Origin of the sequence: Acinetobacter sp. ESBL14 (genome assembly GCF_036668815.1) — a bacterium.
Lineage (GTDB): Bacteria > Pseudomonadota > Gammaproteobacteria > Pseudomonadales > Moraxellaceae > Acinetobacter > Acinetobacter gyllenbergii.
Genome location: NZ_JAZEVS010000013.1, coordinates 1 through 16,117 on the forward strand (window position 1 = coordinate 1; position 16,117 = coordinate 16,117).

Below are 16,117 nucleotides of genomic sequence, written 5' to 3' on the forward strand. Positions count from 1 at the left end.
ACAATAGCAAGAGTGAACCACCTGATCCCTTCCCGAACTCAGAAGTGAAACCTCTTAGCGCTGATGGTAGTGTGGCACTTGCCATGTGAGAGTAAGTCATCGCCAGCTTTTAAATCTAAACACCCCCTCCGCTAACGCTGAGGGGGTGTTTTTTATTGCGGGGAGAAAAGATAAGTCAATATTTAAATAGTTGTGCTATTTTTATCCTGATTAAATGTAAATAAGAAATGATATTAGGACTGACATGATTTTCCATACACTTTTATCAGCGATTGGAGTTGTCTATTTAGGTTTTTTAGTATGGAAGTGGTTGGAAAAACCTAAGCAACAATATCAAGCACCTAGAGTTATTCGAGAATGGATATTGGATGATCCTGAGGGTGAGCTGTATTTAGCTTCTATTACATCAGATCAAAAGGTCTGGTCAGCTTGTGGACGTTATGCGCTTTCTTCTGGTTCAACGAGTACGACTTGGTCTGATTTCTTAGCAGGGGATTTAAATGAACTTGTGCGAACAACGATGGGGCAAAAAGTATTGGATGAAATGATCGAATGCCTAAAGCAGCAAAATCTAAAATAATTCTATGTTGTTCGCACGTTTGCTAAATGAGGAGTAAGCGCTCCATTACAATAAATATTTGTAGTTTTGCTAGTTTTTTGAACAGATAAGTCAGTTGAAAGGCTTTTTCCTTATATGCGTAAACATTGCTTTATGTTATAAATATTTTTATAGGCATGTTTTTTGCTTATTTTAATAAAAGGAAAGACTATGAAATTATCTGTTGGATTGAAAGTAGCGAACAGTTTATCGTTGACTCCTCAATTACAACAGGCCATACGTCTTTTACAACTCTCAAGTTTAGAACTCGAACAAGAAATCCAGATTCAATTAGACAGTAACCCCTTATTGGAAAAGATTGAAGAGCTTGGAACAACAGAAAGCCTTTCAACCTTAGAAGCAAAAGAGACAGGGGACTTAACTACTGAACTCAATGCTGATCATCTTCCCAATGATTTACCTGTTGATACTGAATGGGATGATATTTATACCCATCAATCGACGTCCTTAGGCTCACCAGAATACGAAGAAAGAGAAGATAATCGTCAGATACAATTAAGCCTAAAAGAGCATATTTTAGATCAAGTGAATCTTTTGCATTTTTCGACTGTAGATAAACTGATTGCATATTGCATTGTCGATTCCTTAGATGATAAAGGGTTTTTAGATGCAGAATTGGACGATATCCTGCTTGCAGTTTCCCGCTTATTACAAGAAATGGAAAGTGAAGAAGAAGTTGAAGAAGATGAAATCATTGTAGTTTTAAAACATATTCAACGTTTAGATCCAATTGGGGTTGGGTCAAGAAATTTGGCTGAATGCTTAGCGATCCAGCTTGAAACATTTAATGAAAAAGTTCCTTATCTTGCTGAAGCTAGAAATCTATTAAAATACTATGAGTTATTGATTTCAAATGATTTGAATAAATTATTAAAACAAACGGGACTATCCAAAGAACACTTAAAAAGTGCGGTCGATTTACTCAAGACTTTGAAGCCTTATCCTGGTTTGGAATTTAATCAGCAAGAGTCTGAGTATCAAGTGCCAGATGTGGTGGTGGCAAAAAAAGACCAACATTGGCAAGTCCAACTCAATCCAGATGTAATGCCGAAACTCAGAATCAATTCTTTTTATTCAGGCATGATTCGTCGAGCTGATCAAAGTGAGGATAATGTCTATCTGCGTAATCAAATGCTGGAAGCGAAGAATTTTATTAAAAGCATCGATGAACGACATAAAACATTGTTGAAAGTTGCGACCTGTATTGTTGAACATCAGCGTGCATTTTTGGAGCAAGGGCCAGAGGCGATGAAACCTTTGGTGCTTCGTGATGTAGCAGAAGAAGTTGAATTGCATGAATCAACTGTTTCACGTGTGACCACCAATAAATATATGCTGACACCGCGTGGTTTATTTGAGTTGAAATACTTTTTTTCTAGCCATGTGGGAACCACAACGGGCGGTGAAGCATCATCAACTGCAATACGTGCCATGATTAAAAAACTGGTATCGAACGAAAATCCACGTAAGCCTTTGTCTGATAATGCAATCGCTGAAATGTTGAAGGATGAAGGGATTGAGGTGGCTCGTCGCACCGTGGCAAAATATCGCGAATCGTTACATATTCCTTCATCTTCTGAAAGAAAAGTCTTGATCTAAATTTTAAGGTGTGACTATTCTAGGTGTTCATTATTACGGAATAATGAATTTTTATAGTCACTAGAGGAGTCGCTGAAAATGATTTAATGGATGTTGAACCACTGATATGCATTAAATTAGCTTGAGCGATTGTCTTGTATCCTGAGAAAAAAAGGTGAGGGATAGAATTATGCAAATAACGATTCGTGGACACCATTTAACCATTACGCCAGCAATTGAAGAAAATATAAAAGAAAAGTTTAGTCAAATGACCAAGCATCTCGATCAGGTCAATAGTATGCAAATCAAACTGGCTAAAGATCATCAAATTGATAAACGTTCACACAAAGGCAGTGCAAACCATATTGCTGAAGCAATTATCCGTTTGCCGGGGGTGGAACTGTTTGCACAGGCGACAGCCGATGATATGTATACTTCGATAAGAAAATTGACAGATAAATTAAAACGTCAGCTTGCGAAACATCGAAAAATTCAATGTTCTTATCAGCATGAACTGGCACTTTTGAGTTAGTTTTTATTTTTATAAAAGAGGCTTTTTGTGGGGCCTCTTTTTTTTATAGATAAAAAAAGAAACTGCTTACTGAATTATGTGAAAAAGTTATAGTAAAATAGCTCGTTTTACACCAATGGTTGTATAAGAGGTCTTGGAATGAATAGTGAGCAGCTCACGCAAATTTTAAAAGAAGCTTTCCCTGAAGCAGAAGTAGCGGTGAGCGGACAAGCTGGAAAATTTGACCTGCGTATTGTTGATGATCAGTTTGAAGGTAAACGTACCGTTGCTCGTCAACAATCGGTTTATGCACCTCTAAATTCTTATATTGCGAGTGGTGAAGTTCACGCTGTTACGATTCGCGCAATGACAAAAGACGAATGGCGCAAAGCAAGCCTTTTCGGAGCTTAAATATTAATGGATAAATTTTTAATTACGGGTGGTGTTAAGCTCGAGGGCGAAGTACGCATTTCTGGCGCTAAAAATGCGGCTTTACCTTTACTTGCAGCAATGATCCTTGCTGACTCTCCGATTACGCTGACGAATGTTCCAAATCTAAAAGATGTAAACACGCTCGTTAAACTGATTGCTGGCCTTGGTGTGACCATGAGCTATGAAGGTGAAACGGTTCGTGCTGATGCATCGACATTAGACAACCAGTTTGCACCTTATGAGCTGGTTAAAACCATGCGTGCTTCAATTTTAGTCCTCGGACCACTCTTGGCGCGTTATGGCAATGCCAAAGTTTCGTTACCAGGTGGCTGTGCGATTGGTTCACGTCCAGTGGATCAACACTTAAAAGCATTAGAAGCTTTGGGTGCGCAAATTGAAGTTGAAAATGGCTATGTACATGCTTCAGTTGATGGTCGCTTAAAAGGTGGTGAAGTTGTTTTTGATATGGTGACCGTGGGTGGTACTGAAAATATCTTGATGGCTGCTGCTTTGGCTGAGGGTGTGACCACAATTCGTAATGCAGCACGTGAACCAGAGATCACTGATCTTGCGCAAATGCTCATTAAAATGGGTGCCAAAATTGAAGGTATTGATACCGATACTTTAATCGTTACTGGTGTTGAAAGCCTGCATGGCTGTGAATATGCTGTGGTTGCTGACCGCATTGAAACGGGTTCATATTTAGCTGCTGCTGCCATTACGGGTGGGCGAGTAAAGACCACACATACGGATCCAACTTTGCTTGAAGCTGTCTTAGATAAGTTTGAAGAAATGGGTGCGGAAGTGACCCGTGGCGATGACTGGATTGAATTGGATATGCAAGGTAAACGTCCAAAAGCGGTGAGCTTTAGAACTTTACCTCATCCTGAATTCCCAACTGATATGCAAGCGCAAATCATGGCGGTCAATGCCGTTGGCCGTGGTTTTGCAACAATTTCTGAAACGATTTTTGAAAATCGTTTTATGCATGTCCCAGAACTTTCACGTATGGGTGCGAATATTCAAGTGGAAGGTCATGATGCTGTGGTCACTGGAGTTGAAAAACTGCAAGCAGCACCTGTGATGGCAACCGATTTACGTGCTTCATTCTCATTGGTTCTGGCTGCATTGGTGGCAGAAGGCGAAACATTGGTAGATCGTATCTATCACATTGATCGTGGTTATGAACACATTGAAGAAAAATTGCAAAGTTTAGGTGCTCAGATTAAGCGAGTAAAAGGATGAATGACTTAAGAAACGATGATCCAAATTTTGACGTAATGGGCAATTTTGATCATGGTTTAACTTTAGCACTCAGTAAAGGTCGTATCTTAAAGGAAACATTGCCCTTACTTGAAAATGCAGGCATCAACTTATTGGAAGATCCTGATAAATCACGTAAGCTGATTTTTCCAACCACACATAAAAAAGTTCGTATTTTGATTTTACGTGCTTCCGATGTACCGACTTATGTTGAAAATGGTGCAGCGGATTTTGGTGTGGCAGGTAAAGATGTATTGATGGAACATGGTGCACAACATGTCTATGAATTGCTTGATCTAAAGATTGCCAATTGTAAGTTAATGACTGCAGGTAAAGTTGGAATGGAGCGTCCGAAAGGTCGTTTAAAAATTGCAACCAAGTACGTGAATCTTACTCGCCAATACTATGCAAGTTTAGGTGAGCAGGTGGATGTGATTAAACTTTACGGATCGATGGAACTTGCACCTTTGGTCGGGTTAGGCGATTACATTGTTGACGTCGTTGACACAGGCAACACCTTGCGTGCCAATGGTTTAGAGCCTTTAGAAGAAATTTGCAAAGTGTCTTCACGCCTGATTGTGAACAAAGCTAGCTTTAAACGTAAGCAAGCGGTGTTAAATCCGATTTTGACGCAACTTGAAGAGGCTGTGAAATCTCGTTCAGCGTAATTTCTTGCATGATGATTCTAAAAAAACCGTTCTTTTGAACGGTTTTTTATAACTTAATCTTCTGATTCAGTGAAAGAATGCCTTCCTTTTTGATTTGTGGATGTGCTAAAAGGGCGTATTGTTTGGTGATGAGTAATAACAATGAAAACGCCCTTACAGCGTAAACAAGAGTCAATTTTAAAATTACAAGCTCAGTCTATTCCTTATATAGAATGGTTACCGCATATTGAATCGGCTGATGAGGTGATCGCTCGTTCCGCTGAAAGTATTGCCAAAAGGGCAATTGCATGTTTGATCATGATTCAAGTGGCTTGTGATTTAAATAATCAGCAATTTGATGAGGAAACTAAAAACTTTATCGTTGATTTGCTGAATAAATTTGAAGTATTTGATGAATTAACGCTTAAAGAGCAAAGTCTTTTAAATCAAGAAGTTTCTCAACAAGACATCATCAATATGATTTGGAAATATGAAGCTTACTGGGTTTTACTTTGGGCATTAGGCATCGTTAAAGAACTTGGCTACCCAGATACAATTGCAGATTGTGATTTTGCAGTGCAAGTTGTTTCTGGGTGTGATTCATTTGATGAGTTTATGCAGCAAGTTGAGTTAAGAAGTGTGGATGAAATTTTAGATCAGGCAGATTTAATCTATCGCTATGATTGGGCATGTGTCGACGCTCGCTTAAAACAACAGGATGCACCTGCAAATTTAAATGCTTCCGTTGTTGTAGAACGTCATGGGGCTTTAAATTGGCTTATACAACGCGATGGAGATTGGGATAATCCTGACTTAAACACATAAAATTTAAAATATTTAAGCCTAAAAATGATTTTTTCTATTAAAGCAGATGGAAATGCTGATGTTATCTTGCCCACAAGTCGGATGAAAAAGAGTAAACTTAGCGCTCTCTTATTCGCCTTGTGGGTAAATTGATGCGACGTTTATCGACTCAGGATCAGAACTTTAAACAGGCTTTTGCTGAGCTTTTAGCATTTGAAACTGTGAATGATCCTCAATTAGTACAAACTGTAGACCAAATCATTGCTGATGTTCGTCAGCATGGTGATGAACATGTACTGAAATTAACACAGCAGTTCGATCGACATCCAGCGCATCAATTCTCTGATTTGGAACTAACCCAAGCTCAGCTGAAAACTGCATTTGAGGGCTTAAGCACTGAAATCCGTGAAGCTTTGGAGTTGGCTGCAAAGCGCATTCGTTCGTTCCACCAAGCACAAAAGCAAGAAGGTTGGAGCTATGTGGATGAGCTCGGTAATACCTTAGGCCAGAAAGTCACACCGCTTGATCGCGTGGGGATTTATGTACCTGGTGGTTTAGCCTCTTATCCTTCATCGGTGTTAATGAATGCTTTGCCTGCACATGTCGCGGGGGTTCCTGAAATTATCATGGTGGTTCCAGCACCGAATGGTGAATTGAATCCATTGGTGTTAGCAGCTGCGTATTTAGCAGGGGTAAGCCGTGTATTTACGATTGGTGGCGCACAAGCCGTTGCCGCGCTGGCTTATGGTACTGAAACCATTCCATCGGTGGATAAAATTACAGGACCTGGGAATCGCTTTGTTGCTGCAGCAAAACGTGCTGTTTTTGGACAGGTCGGGATTGATATGATTGCTGGACCTTCAGAAATCCTAGTCTATGCCGAAGGTGAAAATAATGCAGAGTGGCTTGCCATGGATGTCTTGTCTCAAGCAGAACATGATACCGTTGCTCAAGCAATTTTCATTACACCTGATGAAGCACTTCTAAATGCTGTGGATGCCGCAATTGAAAAGCACTTGGCTGAATTGCCAAAAGCCGAAATTGCACGAACCTCGATTCAAAATCGCGGTGCTTTAGTTTTGGTGCGAGACCGTGCTGAAGCGATTGAGTTGATCAATCAAGTAGCACCCGAGCACTTGGAACTGTGCCTTGATGATACTGAATTGATGAGTCAAGAAATTCGTCATGCAGGCGCAATCTTTATGGGACGTTATACACCAGAAGCGATTGGTGATTATTGTGCGGGTCCAAACCATGTCTTGCCAACATCGGGCACAGCACGGTTCTCATCGCCACTTGGGGTTTATGATTTCCAGAAACGTTCAAGTCTGATTATGTGTTCGCAGGAAGGTGTCAAAACCTTGGCGAAAACAGCCGATGTTCTCGCGGTACAAGAAAATCTTGATGCTCATGCACGTTCAGCACGCTACCGCTATGAAGTTTAAGTTTGAAGTGTATATGGTGATCTAGCACTATAATAAATATAAACCTCTCCCAAACCTTCTCCTAAAATGAGAGGGGACCTATCACTATAGTGGTGAAATAGGTTTGAAGATTCCTCTCCCTTGGGTAGAGGTTAGGAGAGGGCAACAAGAGAATATAAAATGACGTTTACAACAGAACAAATGCGTTTTTGGAGTCCCGAAGTTCGTGAATTAGAGCCGTATGTGCCAGGTGAGCAACCTAAAATTCAGAACTTACTCAAACTGAATACCAACGAAAATCCATATCCACCATCGCCAAAAGTCGTGGCAGCGGTTGAAGCAGTTTTGACGAATCAAGCGGATGCACTACGTCTTTATCCAGATCCTGATGCAACGGCACTCAAGCAGGCGATTGCAGTACAGCAACAAGTGGATATCAGCCAAGTCTTTGTCGGTAATGGTTCGGATGAGGTTTTGGCACATATTTTTAAAGCGTTTTTTATTCAAAAAGAGCCGATTCTTTATCCCGATATTACCTATAGTTTTTATCCTGTTTATAGCCAATTTTTTGCAACGAAGACCCAGCAGATTCCATTGAATGACAAGTTCGAAATTGATGTATCGGATTATGCACAGGCAAATGGTGGGATCATTCTTACCAATCCGAATGCGCCAACCAGCATTGCATTAGGGTTAGCACAGATTGAGCAGGTGCTTAAAGCCAATCCTGATCGCGTGGTGGTGATTGATGAAGCCTATGTCGATTTTGGTGCAGAATCAGCGGTGCAATTGGTCAATCAATACGATAATTTAGTGATTTGCCAAACCACATCGAAATCACGTTCATTGGCAGGGTTGCGTGTCGGCTTTGCGATTGCACAAGCACATTTGATTGCAGCACTTGAAGCGGTAAAGAATAGTTTTAATTCTTATCCAATGGATCGCTTTGCCATTGCTGCAGCTGTCGCATCATTTGAAGATCAAGCTTATTTTGAGGCACAATGCCAAAAGGTAATCGCGAGTCGTGAGCAATTGGTGAGTGATCTCACCGCTTTAGGTTTTGAGGTTTTACCATCCAAAGCTAATTTTATCTTTGCAACGCATCCACAACATGATGCGGCACAACTGGCCCAACAATTGCGAGAACAAGGAATTATTGTTCGTTACTTCAACAAACCACGAATCAATCAATTCTTGCGTATTACCATCGGTACTGATGAACAAAATCAGCGTTTCGTACATGCCCTTAAAACGCAAATTTTATAAGCTTTGATCTAATTTTCAGCTTGCTGCCATGTATTGAGTAAATCAAGCATGGCAGAAATTTTATCAAAGCATTCCTGATACTCGGCTTCTGCATCAGAGGCGATGGTAATCCCGCCACCCGCCCACATTGATAATTGATTTTGGTATTGCTGAATACTGCGAATCAAAATATTCCAACATCCCGTTCCGTCAAAATTAAAATAACCTAAGCTGCCACAATAGGCACCTCGTGGAGCACCTTCTAATTCTTCAATAATTTGCATTGCTCTGATTTTGGGTGCCCCTGTAATTGAACCACCCGGCAGGGCGGATAACAACATTTGCATCGGGTTAATCTCGGGTTTTAAGGTTGCCGTGATCTCACTGACCATATGATGTACTTGATTAAAGCTCTCAATTTCAAAGAGTTTGGTGGTATTTACCGACCCTGTTTCTGCATAAACACTTAAATCATTGCGAAGTAAATCCACAATCATGACATTCTCAGCCTGATCTTTTTCAGAACTACTGAGCTTATCTTTGGAGATTTTGTCCTGCTCAGGATCATCAAAACGGGGCATGGTTCCCTTAATCGGGCGCGTTTTTATCTTTCGATGAGTTTGGAATTCAATAAACAATTCAGGTGAGCAGCTGAGTAATTCGAAATCATTTATTTTGAGATAACCCGCATAAGGGGCATGGGTCAGCTCCCATAAATCTTGTGCACGACTTAAAAGTGAGCCTTGTGTCTGAGCGGTAAATTCTTGGGTTAAGTTGATTTGATAGCAATCTCCTGCCTTGATGTACTCCTGAACTTGATCAAATGCAGTGCGATATTGTTGTTTAGACCAACGAGGTTGGCATTGCTGATTTAAAGATAGTGCATTGAGTTGTTTCGGTGTATTGATCAAATGGGCAATGTATTGATAGATCTTTTCCGCCCGAACATCTTTGCTATGAAAGTACCATTCACCCTGCTGAAACTTTAAAAAGCTGCTGTATTGGCCTAGGAAAAAGTGAGGTTGTGGATGAGCCGAAATTTCAATAAATTGATCTGCACTATAGTCATAGCTAAAGAAACCAATATATCCGCCATGAAATCCATCAGGCTGCTCGGAGGAGGAGGTAGCATCAAACTGAGCGAATTCTAAGGGACTGTTTGCTTCTGATTTAATTTGATATTGATTGAATTGTATTTGTTGGAACTGTTGTAGTTCAGCGTGCTGGAAAACTAAAAACTCTGTGGGTAAAAAGGCAATCACAGGCGAAGCTTGGTCGTGCAAATAAACCAATCCAGTTAAATCATACAGTCGGGACAGAAGCTCAAATGCAGAAGTGAGTTGCGTGTTAAGCTTTTGCTGAAAATAAGACATAAAAATGGAAATACTTGCACTAAATTTAGAGAGCAGAATTGTACTACATTCAAAAACATCGTACGGATGATAATCCAGCCTTTTGCTTAAAAATTAAGTGTTGTACTCGTAGATTGCTTAGATAAAATGAATGATGTATTTATCAAATTAAAATAAGAAAGCGCTTTTGTTAACACTTCCTATACGTATTTAGATGGGGATAAACGGAGCATCGCCAAACTTTATTATTTGGGACTTAAAATTATTTCGTAAAAAATAATCAAGAATTACATCATGTTGTCATAATTTTTAGAGGTTTGAGAATTTGTGTGTTTTATATGCCGTTTGTCGGTTTGTGGATAAAAAGCAGTTAACAGGAGTTGAACATAAAATAACAAACAGGTAATTTAGTAATTGCTAAGCGAACTACTCAAGGATTGGAAGTTCAAGTTGTCATTTAAGAATAAAACGACCGTGGACAGTTTAGAGTAGTGTAAGTCAAAAAATAAATGCTCTTGGGAGAGTGCTCAATGAAAATGTTTGCTAAACTAGCTTTAGTTTCTTCAATGGCGATTAGCGCAAATGCAATGGCTATGCAGTCAATGGACGATGCTGCACTAAGCGCTGCAACTGGTCAAGATGGTATTAACATTGGTCTTGGTGTTACATCTGTTACGATCGACAAATTATTAATTCATGATAATGATGGTTATGCGAACAATGGTGGTGCGACAGGCGCTGCTGGTGTAATCGGTGCTGGTGGTACAGCAACTGCGGGTGCAATCGTAGTTAATGATATCTCTATTACTCCGAATACAGATAACTCTGGTGCGGAATTATTGGCTTCTCATAACCTAGCTGATTTAACAATTGATACGGATGCTGGTACTGCTGCAACTGGTGGTGCTTTCCTTAACGTAGCGGCGAAAGTATCTGGCTTAAATATTAGCGTTGGTGAAATTGGTGTTTCTGCTTCTGGTACTGCGAGCACTACAAGTGTTCAGCGTGGTAACGATGGAGCTAATTACAATGCAATCTTATCTGGTTTAAGCATCAAAACAGGTAAAATGGATGCAAACATCCAATTAGGTGCTGCTCCTCAAGGTGCAATGATCAAGTTAAATACAACTTTAGCATCTGGTTTAGAAATTACCAATCTCGGTATTTTAGATAAATCAACAATTGGTCAAACAACGTTGACTGGCGTTGCGAGTACTGCTGCGGGTGAAATTCACCTTGATAGTATTAAAGTAGCCGATAGTGGTCAAGCTGGTTTAACAGTTAACACGGATATTAGTGTCGTAGGTGAAAGTGCTGCAGCTGCGAATGATGGTTATTTGAAAATTATCAGCAAAGCGCCTGCAAATGGTACAGACATCTATATTAAAGGTGTTCATTTAGGTAGCAAAACTGCGGGTTCAATCGGTGACGTAGAAATTCAAGGTTTGAAAACGACTTATGCTGGTGGTAGCGGTGCTGCGATTACGATTTCTGGTCACTAATCAGTTATCAAACAAAAAAAGCGCATTTTGCGCTTTTTTTGTTTTCAAAAGAAAATTTTATGGTTTGGAGGGTATAGAGTGTAAATTATAGGGTGCTTTTAGCTTGATGTTATTTTATGCCTATCGTTTATTTATCTTTGGCCCACTATGGTAATTTATAGCGAATAAAAAGACATTTTTAGCAGCAATTTCTTGTTGTTTAATTGTATTATTAAGGGCGCTAATTGTTTAATTGTAGAGGTAATTATAAAAAAAATAACATTCCGTCAAAAAAAACCAAAAAAAAGATGTATTTTCTTATAAAAAAAGGTATCTTCATCTTGCAGGGATGTAGTGTCATTGACACTAAAAATAAAATGAATAAGGCAAGTGCTGCCATTGTTAGAAAAAGAGACTTATGTTAGAGATCGCTTTAGGCTCGGCATTGATGTATTACTTTACAACGCAAGCCTTTGAAATAGAAAAAAAACCTGAGGGAACTGTATATTATACAGAGACCTTGGACTCTCGTTACCCATCTTTTACTCGTAATCATCGTGAAGCAGTTGTGATTAAGCCTGCTGTCGAGGAACAATTTCGGGGAATTGTTCGTCAAGCTTACGACTATAGTTGTGGTTCTGCTGCATTAACAACCCTACTTAATGGTTATGGAGGGCTACGCCTTACCGAACAGCAGACCATGAGTGGTTTGCTTCAGTATGGAGAATACCAGCGGATTATTGAGCGCCGTAGTTTTTCTTTACTGGATATGAAACGATTCGTCTCTGCTTTAGGGATTAATAGCGGTGGCTATCGGGGGGAATTTTCCGATCTTATTTCATTAAAACAACCCGCGATTGTTCCTATTACTTATGCCGGTTTTAAACATTTTGTAGTATATAAAGCATATAAAGATGGGAGAGTTTATGTTGCTGATCCTGCTTTGGGCAATATCAGCTTTGATGAATCTCGGTTTAAAGAAATATGGGATAACAATACGCTATTTATCGTTGACATTCCTCAACAATACCAAAAGAGTTTATTGGCTCTACAAGATGCGGATATGCGTCATGTTGAAGATGCAACAGTCAATAAGTATGCCCTTGCTGAAATTCAATTTCCAACGCAGAAATTAGAACGTCTTGCGGATAAAGCGTCAACCATGCGTCGAGTGTTGGATGCGGATACCAAATCAGCAACTTATAACCAGCCGATAACAACCTATATGCGCTTATATTACAAGCGGAAGTAAGTTTAGAAAAATCAGTAAAATTAATGTAATAGGATGCAAAGTAAAATGAATCGTACATGGATGAATATGAGTGTGTTGGCGTTGAGTTTGAGTGCCATCACATCAACACTTTACGCAGCAGAACAACAACCACCTGTCGAATCTGGAACAGAGACGGCTCCAGTTGAAGTGCAAGGAAATGCGACAACTGAAAGCCCAGCAACTCCTGCCCCAGAACCTCAAGCGCCTGCTGAGAATAACCAAGCGGATCAAGCGGCAAGTGCCTTACAAAAGAAAGAGAGTGATGCGACTCAAGAAACGAATTTACAAGAAGTATTTACTTCAAATGAACGTCAGTACTCATTAATTAAGAAAGGTATTTTCTCATCTTATTATGATTTGGATTATACCTATTACAGAGATAGCCGCCTTGATTTGGCGATGAGTGATAGCAATAGTTCTTTATCAAGATTGCGTGTTGAAGAGGATGCAAACCATACCTTAACCAACACCTTTACCGTTCAATATGGTCTGTTGGATAACGTGACCTTATCCGCTTCGTTGCCTTTTGTTGCGAAAAAAGAACTTTTAAAAGATCAAACGACAGCAGGTTTGGGGGATATCAACTTTGGAGCACGTTGGGAACCATTTCCATTAAAGCAAGGACGTCTACCTTTAGTGCTGTTTGGTAGCTTATCTACTAAAACTGGGGATAGTCCTTATGAAGTGGGGGTGGATGAACTTTCTACGGGTAAAGGCTATTACTCAGTCGGTGCCGGTGCAAGTACACGTAAGTATATTGACCCAGTGGTTTTGTTTGCCTCAGTTTCTACCAGTTACGGTTTTAAAGAATCAGGCTTAAACCAGTTAAGAGGAAGTCGAGTTTTAGAAAGTTTTGATCCTGGTTTAAGTGGCGGATTCTCTTTTGGTTTTGCATATTCGTTTAACTATGACGTGTCTTTAACCATGTCATATCAGCAAAGCTTTAATACAGGTGCAAAATTCTACTTTGAAAATAATGAGAGTTATGAATCCGCTGATCAAAGTAGCGCAATGTTGTCATTCGCTTTAGGGGTACGTGTATCACCTGAAACAATTGTCAATGGTACGGTGGGAATTGGCTTAACTGAAGATGCTCCAGATGTCTCATTAGGTCTGTCTTTCCCACTTGATATCATAGGTTTTGGTAAAAAAATTCGTTAAGGAGATGTAATAATGGTGAAAAACCTTAAATTATGTCCATTAACGATAGCAATTTTTTTAGCAGGGCTATCAGGTGCTACTCATGCACAACTCGGACAAGACTTATCAGTAGATTTGCGTTCTTTGGCTTTGGGAAATGCGGTCACCGCTGATCCACCAGGCATTAGCGCTGTTCATTTTAACCCAGCCGCACTTGCTAAACTGGATGGTCTGCAAACAGATGTGCAGGGGATTCTGGCTAATTTTGCAATTCAACGAGATTACTCAGCGCCAGCAGGTTATAACGTTTTTGGTTATTCTGACGATCCTTTGGTCTGTAATGATGGACCAGAAATAGATGCGAACATTTGTACTGATTTTAAGGGAACAGTACATGGGGATGTTGAATATGCCAGTATTTACGTTCCTGTTTTAAAGAAAATTGTAGATTTGGGGCCAAATTCTCCTTTAGTTGCGCCAACGGCAGGGATTTCTTATAAGCCACCAGGTTCGAAAGTAACTTATGCAACCGCAGTATATGCTCCGCTTGTTGCGGGTTTTGGTGCCGAAGATGGTAACCCAAGTAACTATATGGGACAGCAAGTTGCTTTAGAGCGTATTACTTATCTATCGCCATCATTTGGCTATCAGGTGAATGATCATTTATATCTTGGTGCTTCATTTGGGATGTCCTATCAAGCGATTGCCATGAAAACTGACTTACGTTTCCCGAATGAGTTAATTGGGGTATTACGTATGGTCGATGAAGTGGTATGTGGACCATTTAAACAAAATGGAGACATTATTACAGACCTCTTACTTTTCGGTATCTGTAATGCGCAGCAAGGCATGGACCCTTTTAGTAAGGTCGGTTCATTAGATGTCTCACTGGAGCAATCGCTTAGCCCTAGCTATAACCTAGGTTTGCTTTGGGAGCCAACAGATGACTTTAGCTTCGGGATGGTATATCAAAGTGAAGCGAAGATGCGTTTACATGGTAAATACTTAATTAATGTGGCAGAAGCACCACAACAGTTAATTGCGGGTTTAAATTCATCAGCAACAGGTAAAGTTCTCGCTGCGATTCTAGGGCTCCCAGCTTATGCACCCGCTGTAGATTCTGGTTTATTGGCTATGGATTTCAAATATCCACAGCATTTTAAAGCAGGGATTAAATATAAAATCTTCCCAGATTTACAAGTGAACTTCGATTTGGGATGGACCGATTTCTCGGCATGGGATAAGTTCAAATTTGAATTTGACCGACAAATTTCTTTGTTAAAAGTTGCTCAGATTTTATCAAATGATGTTACGGATCGATCACTTGCCTTACCGTTAAAGTTTCAGTCCTCTTGGCGTTGGGGAATCGGTTTTGAATATTCAGCAACAGATCGTTTGAAGTTACGCATGGGCTATGAGCCGCGTACCAGTTCGATTCCAGACGATAAACGAAATACCATGGTGCCGATTAACAATGCACAATTGTTTGGTTTAGGTATTGGCTATCGTTTTGACCAAGATACTGATTTGGATTTATCACTCGGTTTCTTACGCAGCCGTGATGATATTCCTGCAAATACAAGTAGCCTTTCAAACCAGACTGGGGTTAATAACCTATTACTCAACCCCTATGCTGGTTTGAATGTCAAAACCAATACCAAAGTCACTTTACTTGGGATTAACTACAGAACAAGATGGTAATGCAAAAGATAAAGATGAAACGATCAACACTTGCTATTTCATTACTTTGTTTAATGGTATCAAGTGTTTCGGCTGTTTATGCGGATGGCTTCTATACGATTATCGGACCTGATGGTCGTCCAATGGTTGTACCGATGAAAATTGGGAAAAAGGATGTAGAACCCAATAAGCCGAAACAGGAAGCACGTTCTGAAAAAGTAGTTCAACCAGCCGTTGATCATTCCAATACGGTAAAGACTGTTGTTGTGCCTATGGAGCAGAAAAAGGCTGAATATTCTCAATCAGCCGAATCTAAACAGATTCCATCTAAACCAGTTAAAACCATTGATGTGGTTGAGCCTACAATCGTCAAGCAAAAATCTGAGCCAGCACCGTCATCTAAAGCAAGCAACAAAGATACAAAAGAAGTTTCTGCAATTGTTACTGAACCATTGAAGGTAACACAAGCACCGTTAGTTATAGAGAAGCCTGCAATCGAGAACAAATCAACAGTTGCACCCAAAGTACCATTAACTCAACGTGCTTCAAATGCTTCAAATGCTTCAAATGCTTCAAATGCTTCAAATGCTTCAAATGCTTCAAATGCTTCAAATGCTTCAAATGCTTCAAATGCTTCAAATGCTTCAAATGCTTCAAATGCTTCAAAT

Annotated in this window: 14 protein-coding genes, 1 rRNA gene and 1 pseudogene; 15 read left to right on the plus strand and 1 reads right to left on the minus strand. The window is 39.9% G+C overall.

Annotated elements, in window-relative coordinates; all coding sequences use genetic code 11:
* The 10 genes from rrf to hisC form a co-directional block, all read left to right on the plus strand.
* Positions 1-108 (plus strand): 5S ribosomal RNA (gene rrf / locus V6E90_RS21195); the annotation flags it as partial.
* A gap of 136 nt (positions 109-244) precedes the next feature.
* Complete coding sequence (locus V6E90_RS21200) at positions 245-580, plus strand: hypothetical protein (RefSeq protein WP_332606376.1); 336 nt, start codon at positions 245-247, stop codon at positions 578-580.
* Positions 581-769: 189 nt separating this feature from the next.
* On the plus strand, positions 770-2,218 hold the full coding sequence (locus V6E90_RS21205; protein WP_332606377.1) for an RNA polymerase factor sigma-54: 1,449 nt from the start codon (positions 770-772) through the stop codon (positions 2,216-2,218).
* Positions 2,219-2,387: 169 nt separating this feature from the next.
* Positions 2,388-2,729, plus strand: a complete 342-nt coding sequence (gene hpf / locus V6E90_RS21210; protein WP_004655596.1) for a ribosome hibernation-promoting factor, HPF/YfiA family — start codon at positions 2,388-2,390, stop codon at positions 2,727-2,729.
* Positions 2,730-2,867: 138 nt separating this feature from the next.
* Positions 2,868-3,119: a BolA family iron metabolism protein IbaG gene (gene ibaG, locus V6E90_RS21215; RefSeq protein WP_004655594.1), complete on the plus strand. Its 252-nt coding sequence runs from the start codon at positions 2,868-2,870 to the stop codon at positions 3,117-3,119.
* A 6-nt stretch (positions 3,120-3,125) separates the two neighbouring features.
* Positions 3,126-4,385, plus strand: a complete 1,260-nt coding sequence (gene murA / locus V6E90_RS21220) for a UDP-N-acetylglucosamine 1-carboxyvinyltransferase (protein WP_023270762.1) — start codon at positions 3,126-3,128, stop codon at positions 4,383-4,385.
* Positions 4,382-5,071 carry an ATP phosphoribosyltransferase gene (gene hisG / locus V6E90_RS21225; protein WP_005239568.1) on the plus strand — a complete coding sequence of 230 codons (690 nt, stop codon included), beginning with the start codon at positions 4,382-4,384 and terminating at the stop codon, positions 5,069-5,071. The genes murA and hisG overlap by 4 nt, the downstream gene beginning before the upstream one ends.
* A gap of 141 nt (positions 5,072-5,212) precedes the next feature.
* Positions 5,213-5,875 carry a DUF4272 domain-containing protein gene (locus V6E90_RS21230; protein WP_065343605.1) on the plus strand — a complete coding sequence of 221 codons (663 nt, stop codon included), beginning with the start codon at positions 5,213-5,215 and terminating at the stop codon, positions 5,873-5,875.
* Between the two features lie 131 nt (positions 5,876-6,006).
* A complete protein-coding gene (gene hisD, locus V6E90_RS21235) occupies positions 6,007-7,299 on the plus strand; it encodes a histidinol dehydrogenase (RefSeq protein ID WP_332606378.1) in 1,293 nt (430 codons plus the stop codon).
* Between the two features lie 159 nt (positions 7,300-7,458).
* Positions 7,459-8,544, plus strand: coding sequence for a histidinol-phosphate transaminase (hisC, locus tag V6E90_RS21240; protein WP_332606379.1), 1,086 nt, complete (start codon positions 7,459-7,461; stop codon positions 8,542-8,544).
* Positions 8,545-8,552: 8 nt separating this feature from the next.
* On the opposite strand, the gene V6E90_RS21245 is transcribed toward hisC, so the two are convergent.
* Complete coding sequence (locus tag V6E90_RS21245; RefSeq protein ID WP_332606380.1) at positions 8,553-9,896, minus strand: anthranilate synthase component I family protein; 1,344 nt, start codon at positions 9,894-9,896, stop codon at positions 8,553-8,555.
* Between the two features lie 509 nt (positions 9,897-10,405).
* Between V6E90_RS21245 and filA the strand changes: the two genes are divergently transcribed.
* The 5 genes and pseudogenes from filA to V6E90_RS21270 form a co-directional block, all read left to right on the plus strand.
* Positions 10,406-11,377: a putative pilus system protein FilA gene (filA, locus tag V6E90_RS21250; RefSeq protein ID WP_332606381.1), complete on the plus strand. Its 972-nt coding sequence runs from the start codon at positions 10,406-10,408 to the stop codon at positions 11,375-11,377.
* A 397-nt stretch (positions 11,378-11,774) separates the two neighbouring features.
* Positions 11,775-12,608, plus strand: a complete 834-nt coding sequence (gene filB, locus V6E90_RS21255; protein ID WP_016543170.1) for a putative pilus system C39 family peptidase FilB — start codon at positions 11,775-11,777, stop codon at positions 12,606-12,608.
* Positions 12,609-12,653: 45 nt separating this feature from the next.
* Positions 12,654-13,790 (plus strand): putative pilus system protein FilC, encoded by a 1,137-nt coding sequence (gene filC, locus V6E90_RS21260; protein WP_262758773.1) that lies wholly within the window; start codon positions 12,654-12,656, stop codon positions 13,788-13,790.
* 15 nt (positions 13,791-13,805) lie between these two features.
* On the plus strand, positions 13,806-15,470 hold the full coding sequence (gene filD, locus V6E90_RS21265; RefSeq protein ID WP_171068328.1) for a putative pilus system OmpP1/FadL family transporter FilD: 1,665 nt from the start codon (positions 13,806-13,808) through the stop codon (positions 15,468-15,470).
* Positions 15,464-16,117 (plus strand): annotated as a pseudogene (locus tag V6E90_RS21270) (putative pilus assembly protein FilE); the annotation flags it as partial. The gene filD and the pseudogene V6E90_RS21270, both read left to right, overlap by 7 nt.

Excerpts from the sequence above, each read along its gene's own strand:
- V6E90_RS21200 (WP_332606376.1), top strand. The coding sequence starts at position 245 with ATGATTTTCCATACACTTTTATCAGCGATTGGAGTTGTCTATTTAGGT.
- V6E90_RS21205 (WP_332606377.1), top strand. The coding sequence starts at position 770 with ATGAAATTATCTGTTGGATTGAAAGTAGCGAACAGTTTATCGTTGACT.
- hpf (WP_004655596.1), top strand. The coding sequence starts at position 2,388 with ATGCAAATAACGATTCGTGGACACCATTTAACCATTACGCCAGCAATT.
- ibaG (WP_004655594.1), top strand. The coding sequence starts at position 2,868 with ATGAATAGTGAGCAGCTCACGCAAATTTTAAAAGAAGCTTTCCCTGAA.
- murA (WP_023270762.1), top strand. The coding sequence starts at position 3,126 with ATGGATAAATTTTTAATTACGGGTGGTGTTAAGCTCGAGGGCGAAGTA.
- hisG (WP_005239568.1), top strand. The coding sequence starts at position 4,382 with ATGAATGACTTAAGAAACGATGATCCAAATTTTGACGTAATGGGCAAT.
- V6E90_RS21230 (WP_065343605.1), top strand. The coding sequence starts at position 5,213 with ATGAAAACGCCCTTACAGCGTAAACAAGAGTCAATTTTAAAATTACAA.
- hisD (WP_332606378.1), top strand. The coding sequence starts at position 6,007 with ATGCGACGTTTATCGACTCAGGATCAGAACTTTAAACAGGCTTTTGCT.
- hisC (WP_332606379.1), top strand. The coding sequence starts at position 7,459 with ATGACGTTTACAACAGAACAAATGCGTTTTTGGAGTCCCGAAGTTCGT.
- V6E90_RS21245 (WP_332606380.1), bottom strand. The coding sequence starts at position 9,896 with ATGTCTTATTTTCAGCAAAAGCTTAACACGCAACTCACTTCTGCATTT.
- filA (WP_332606381.1), top strand. The coding sequence starts at position 10,406 with ATGAAAATGTTTGCTAAACTAGCTTTAGTTTCTTCAATGGCGATTAGC.
- filB (WP_016543170.1), top strand. The coding sequence starts at position 11,775 with ATGTTAGAGATCGCTTTAGGCTCGGCATTGATGTATTACTTTACAACG.
- filC (WP_262758773.1), top strand. The coding sequence starts at position 12,654 with ATGAATCGTACATGGATGAATATGAGTGTGTTGGCGTTGAGTTTGAGT.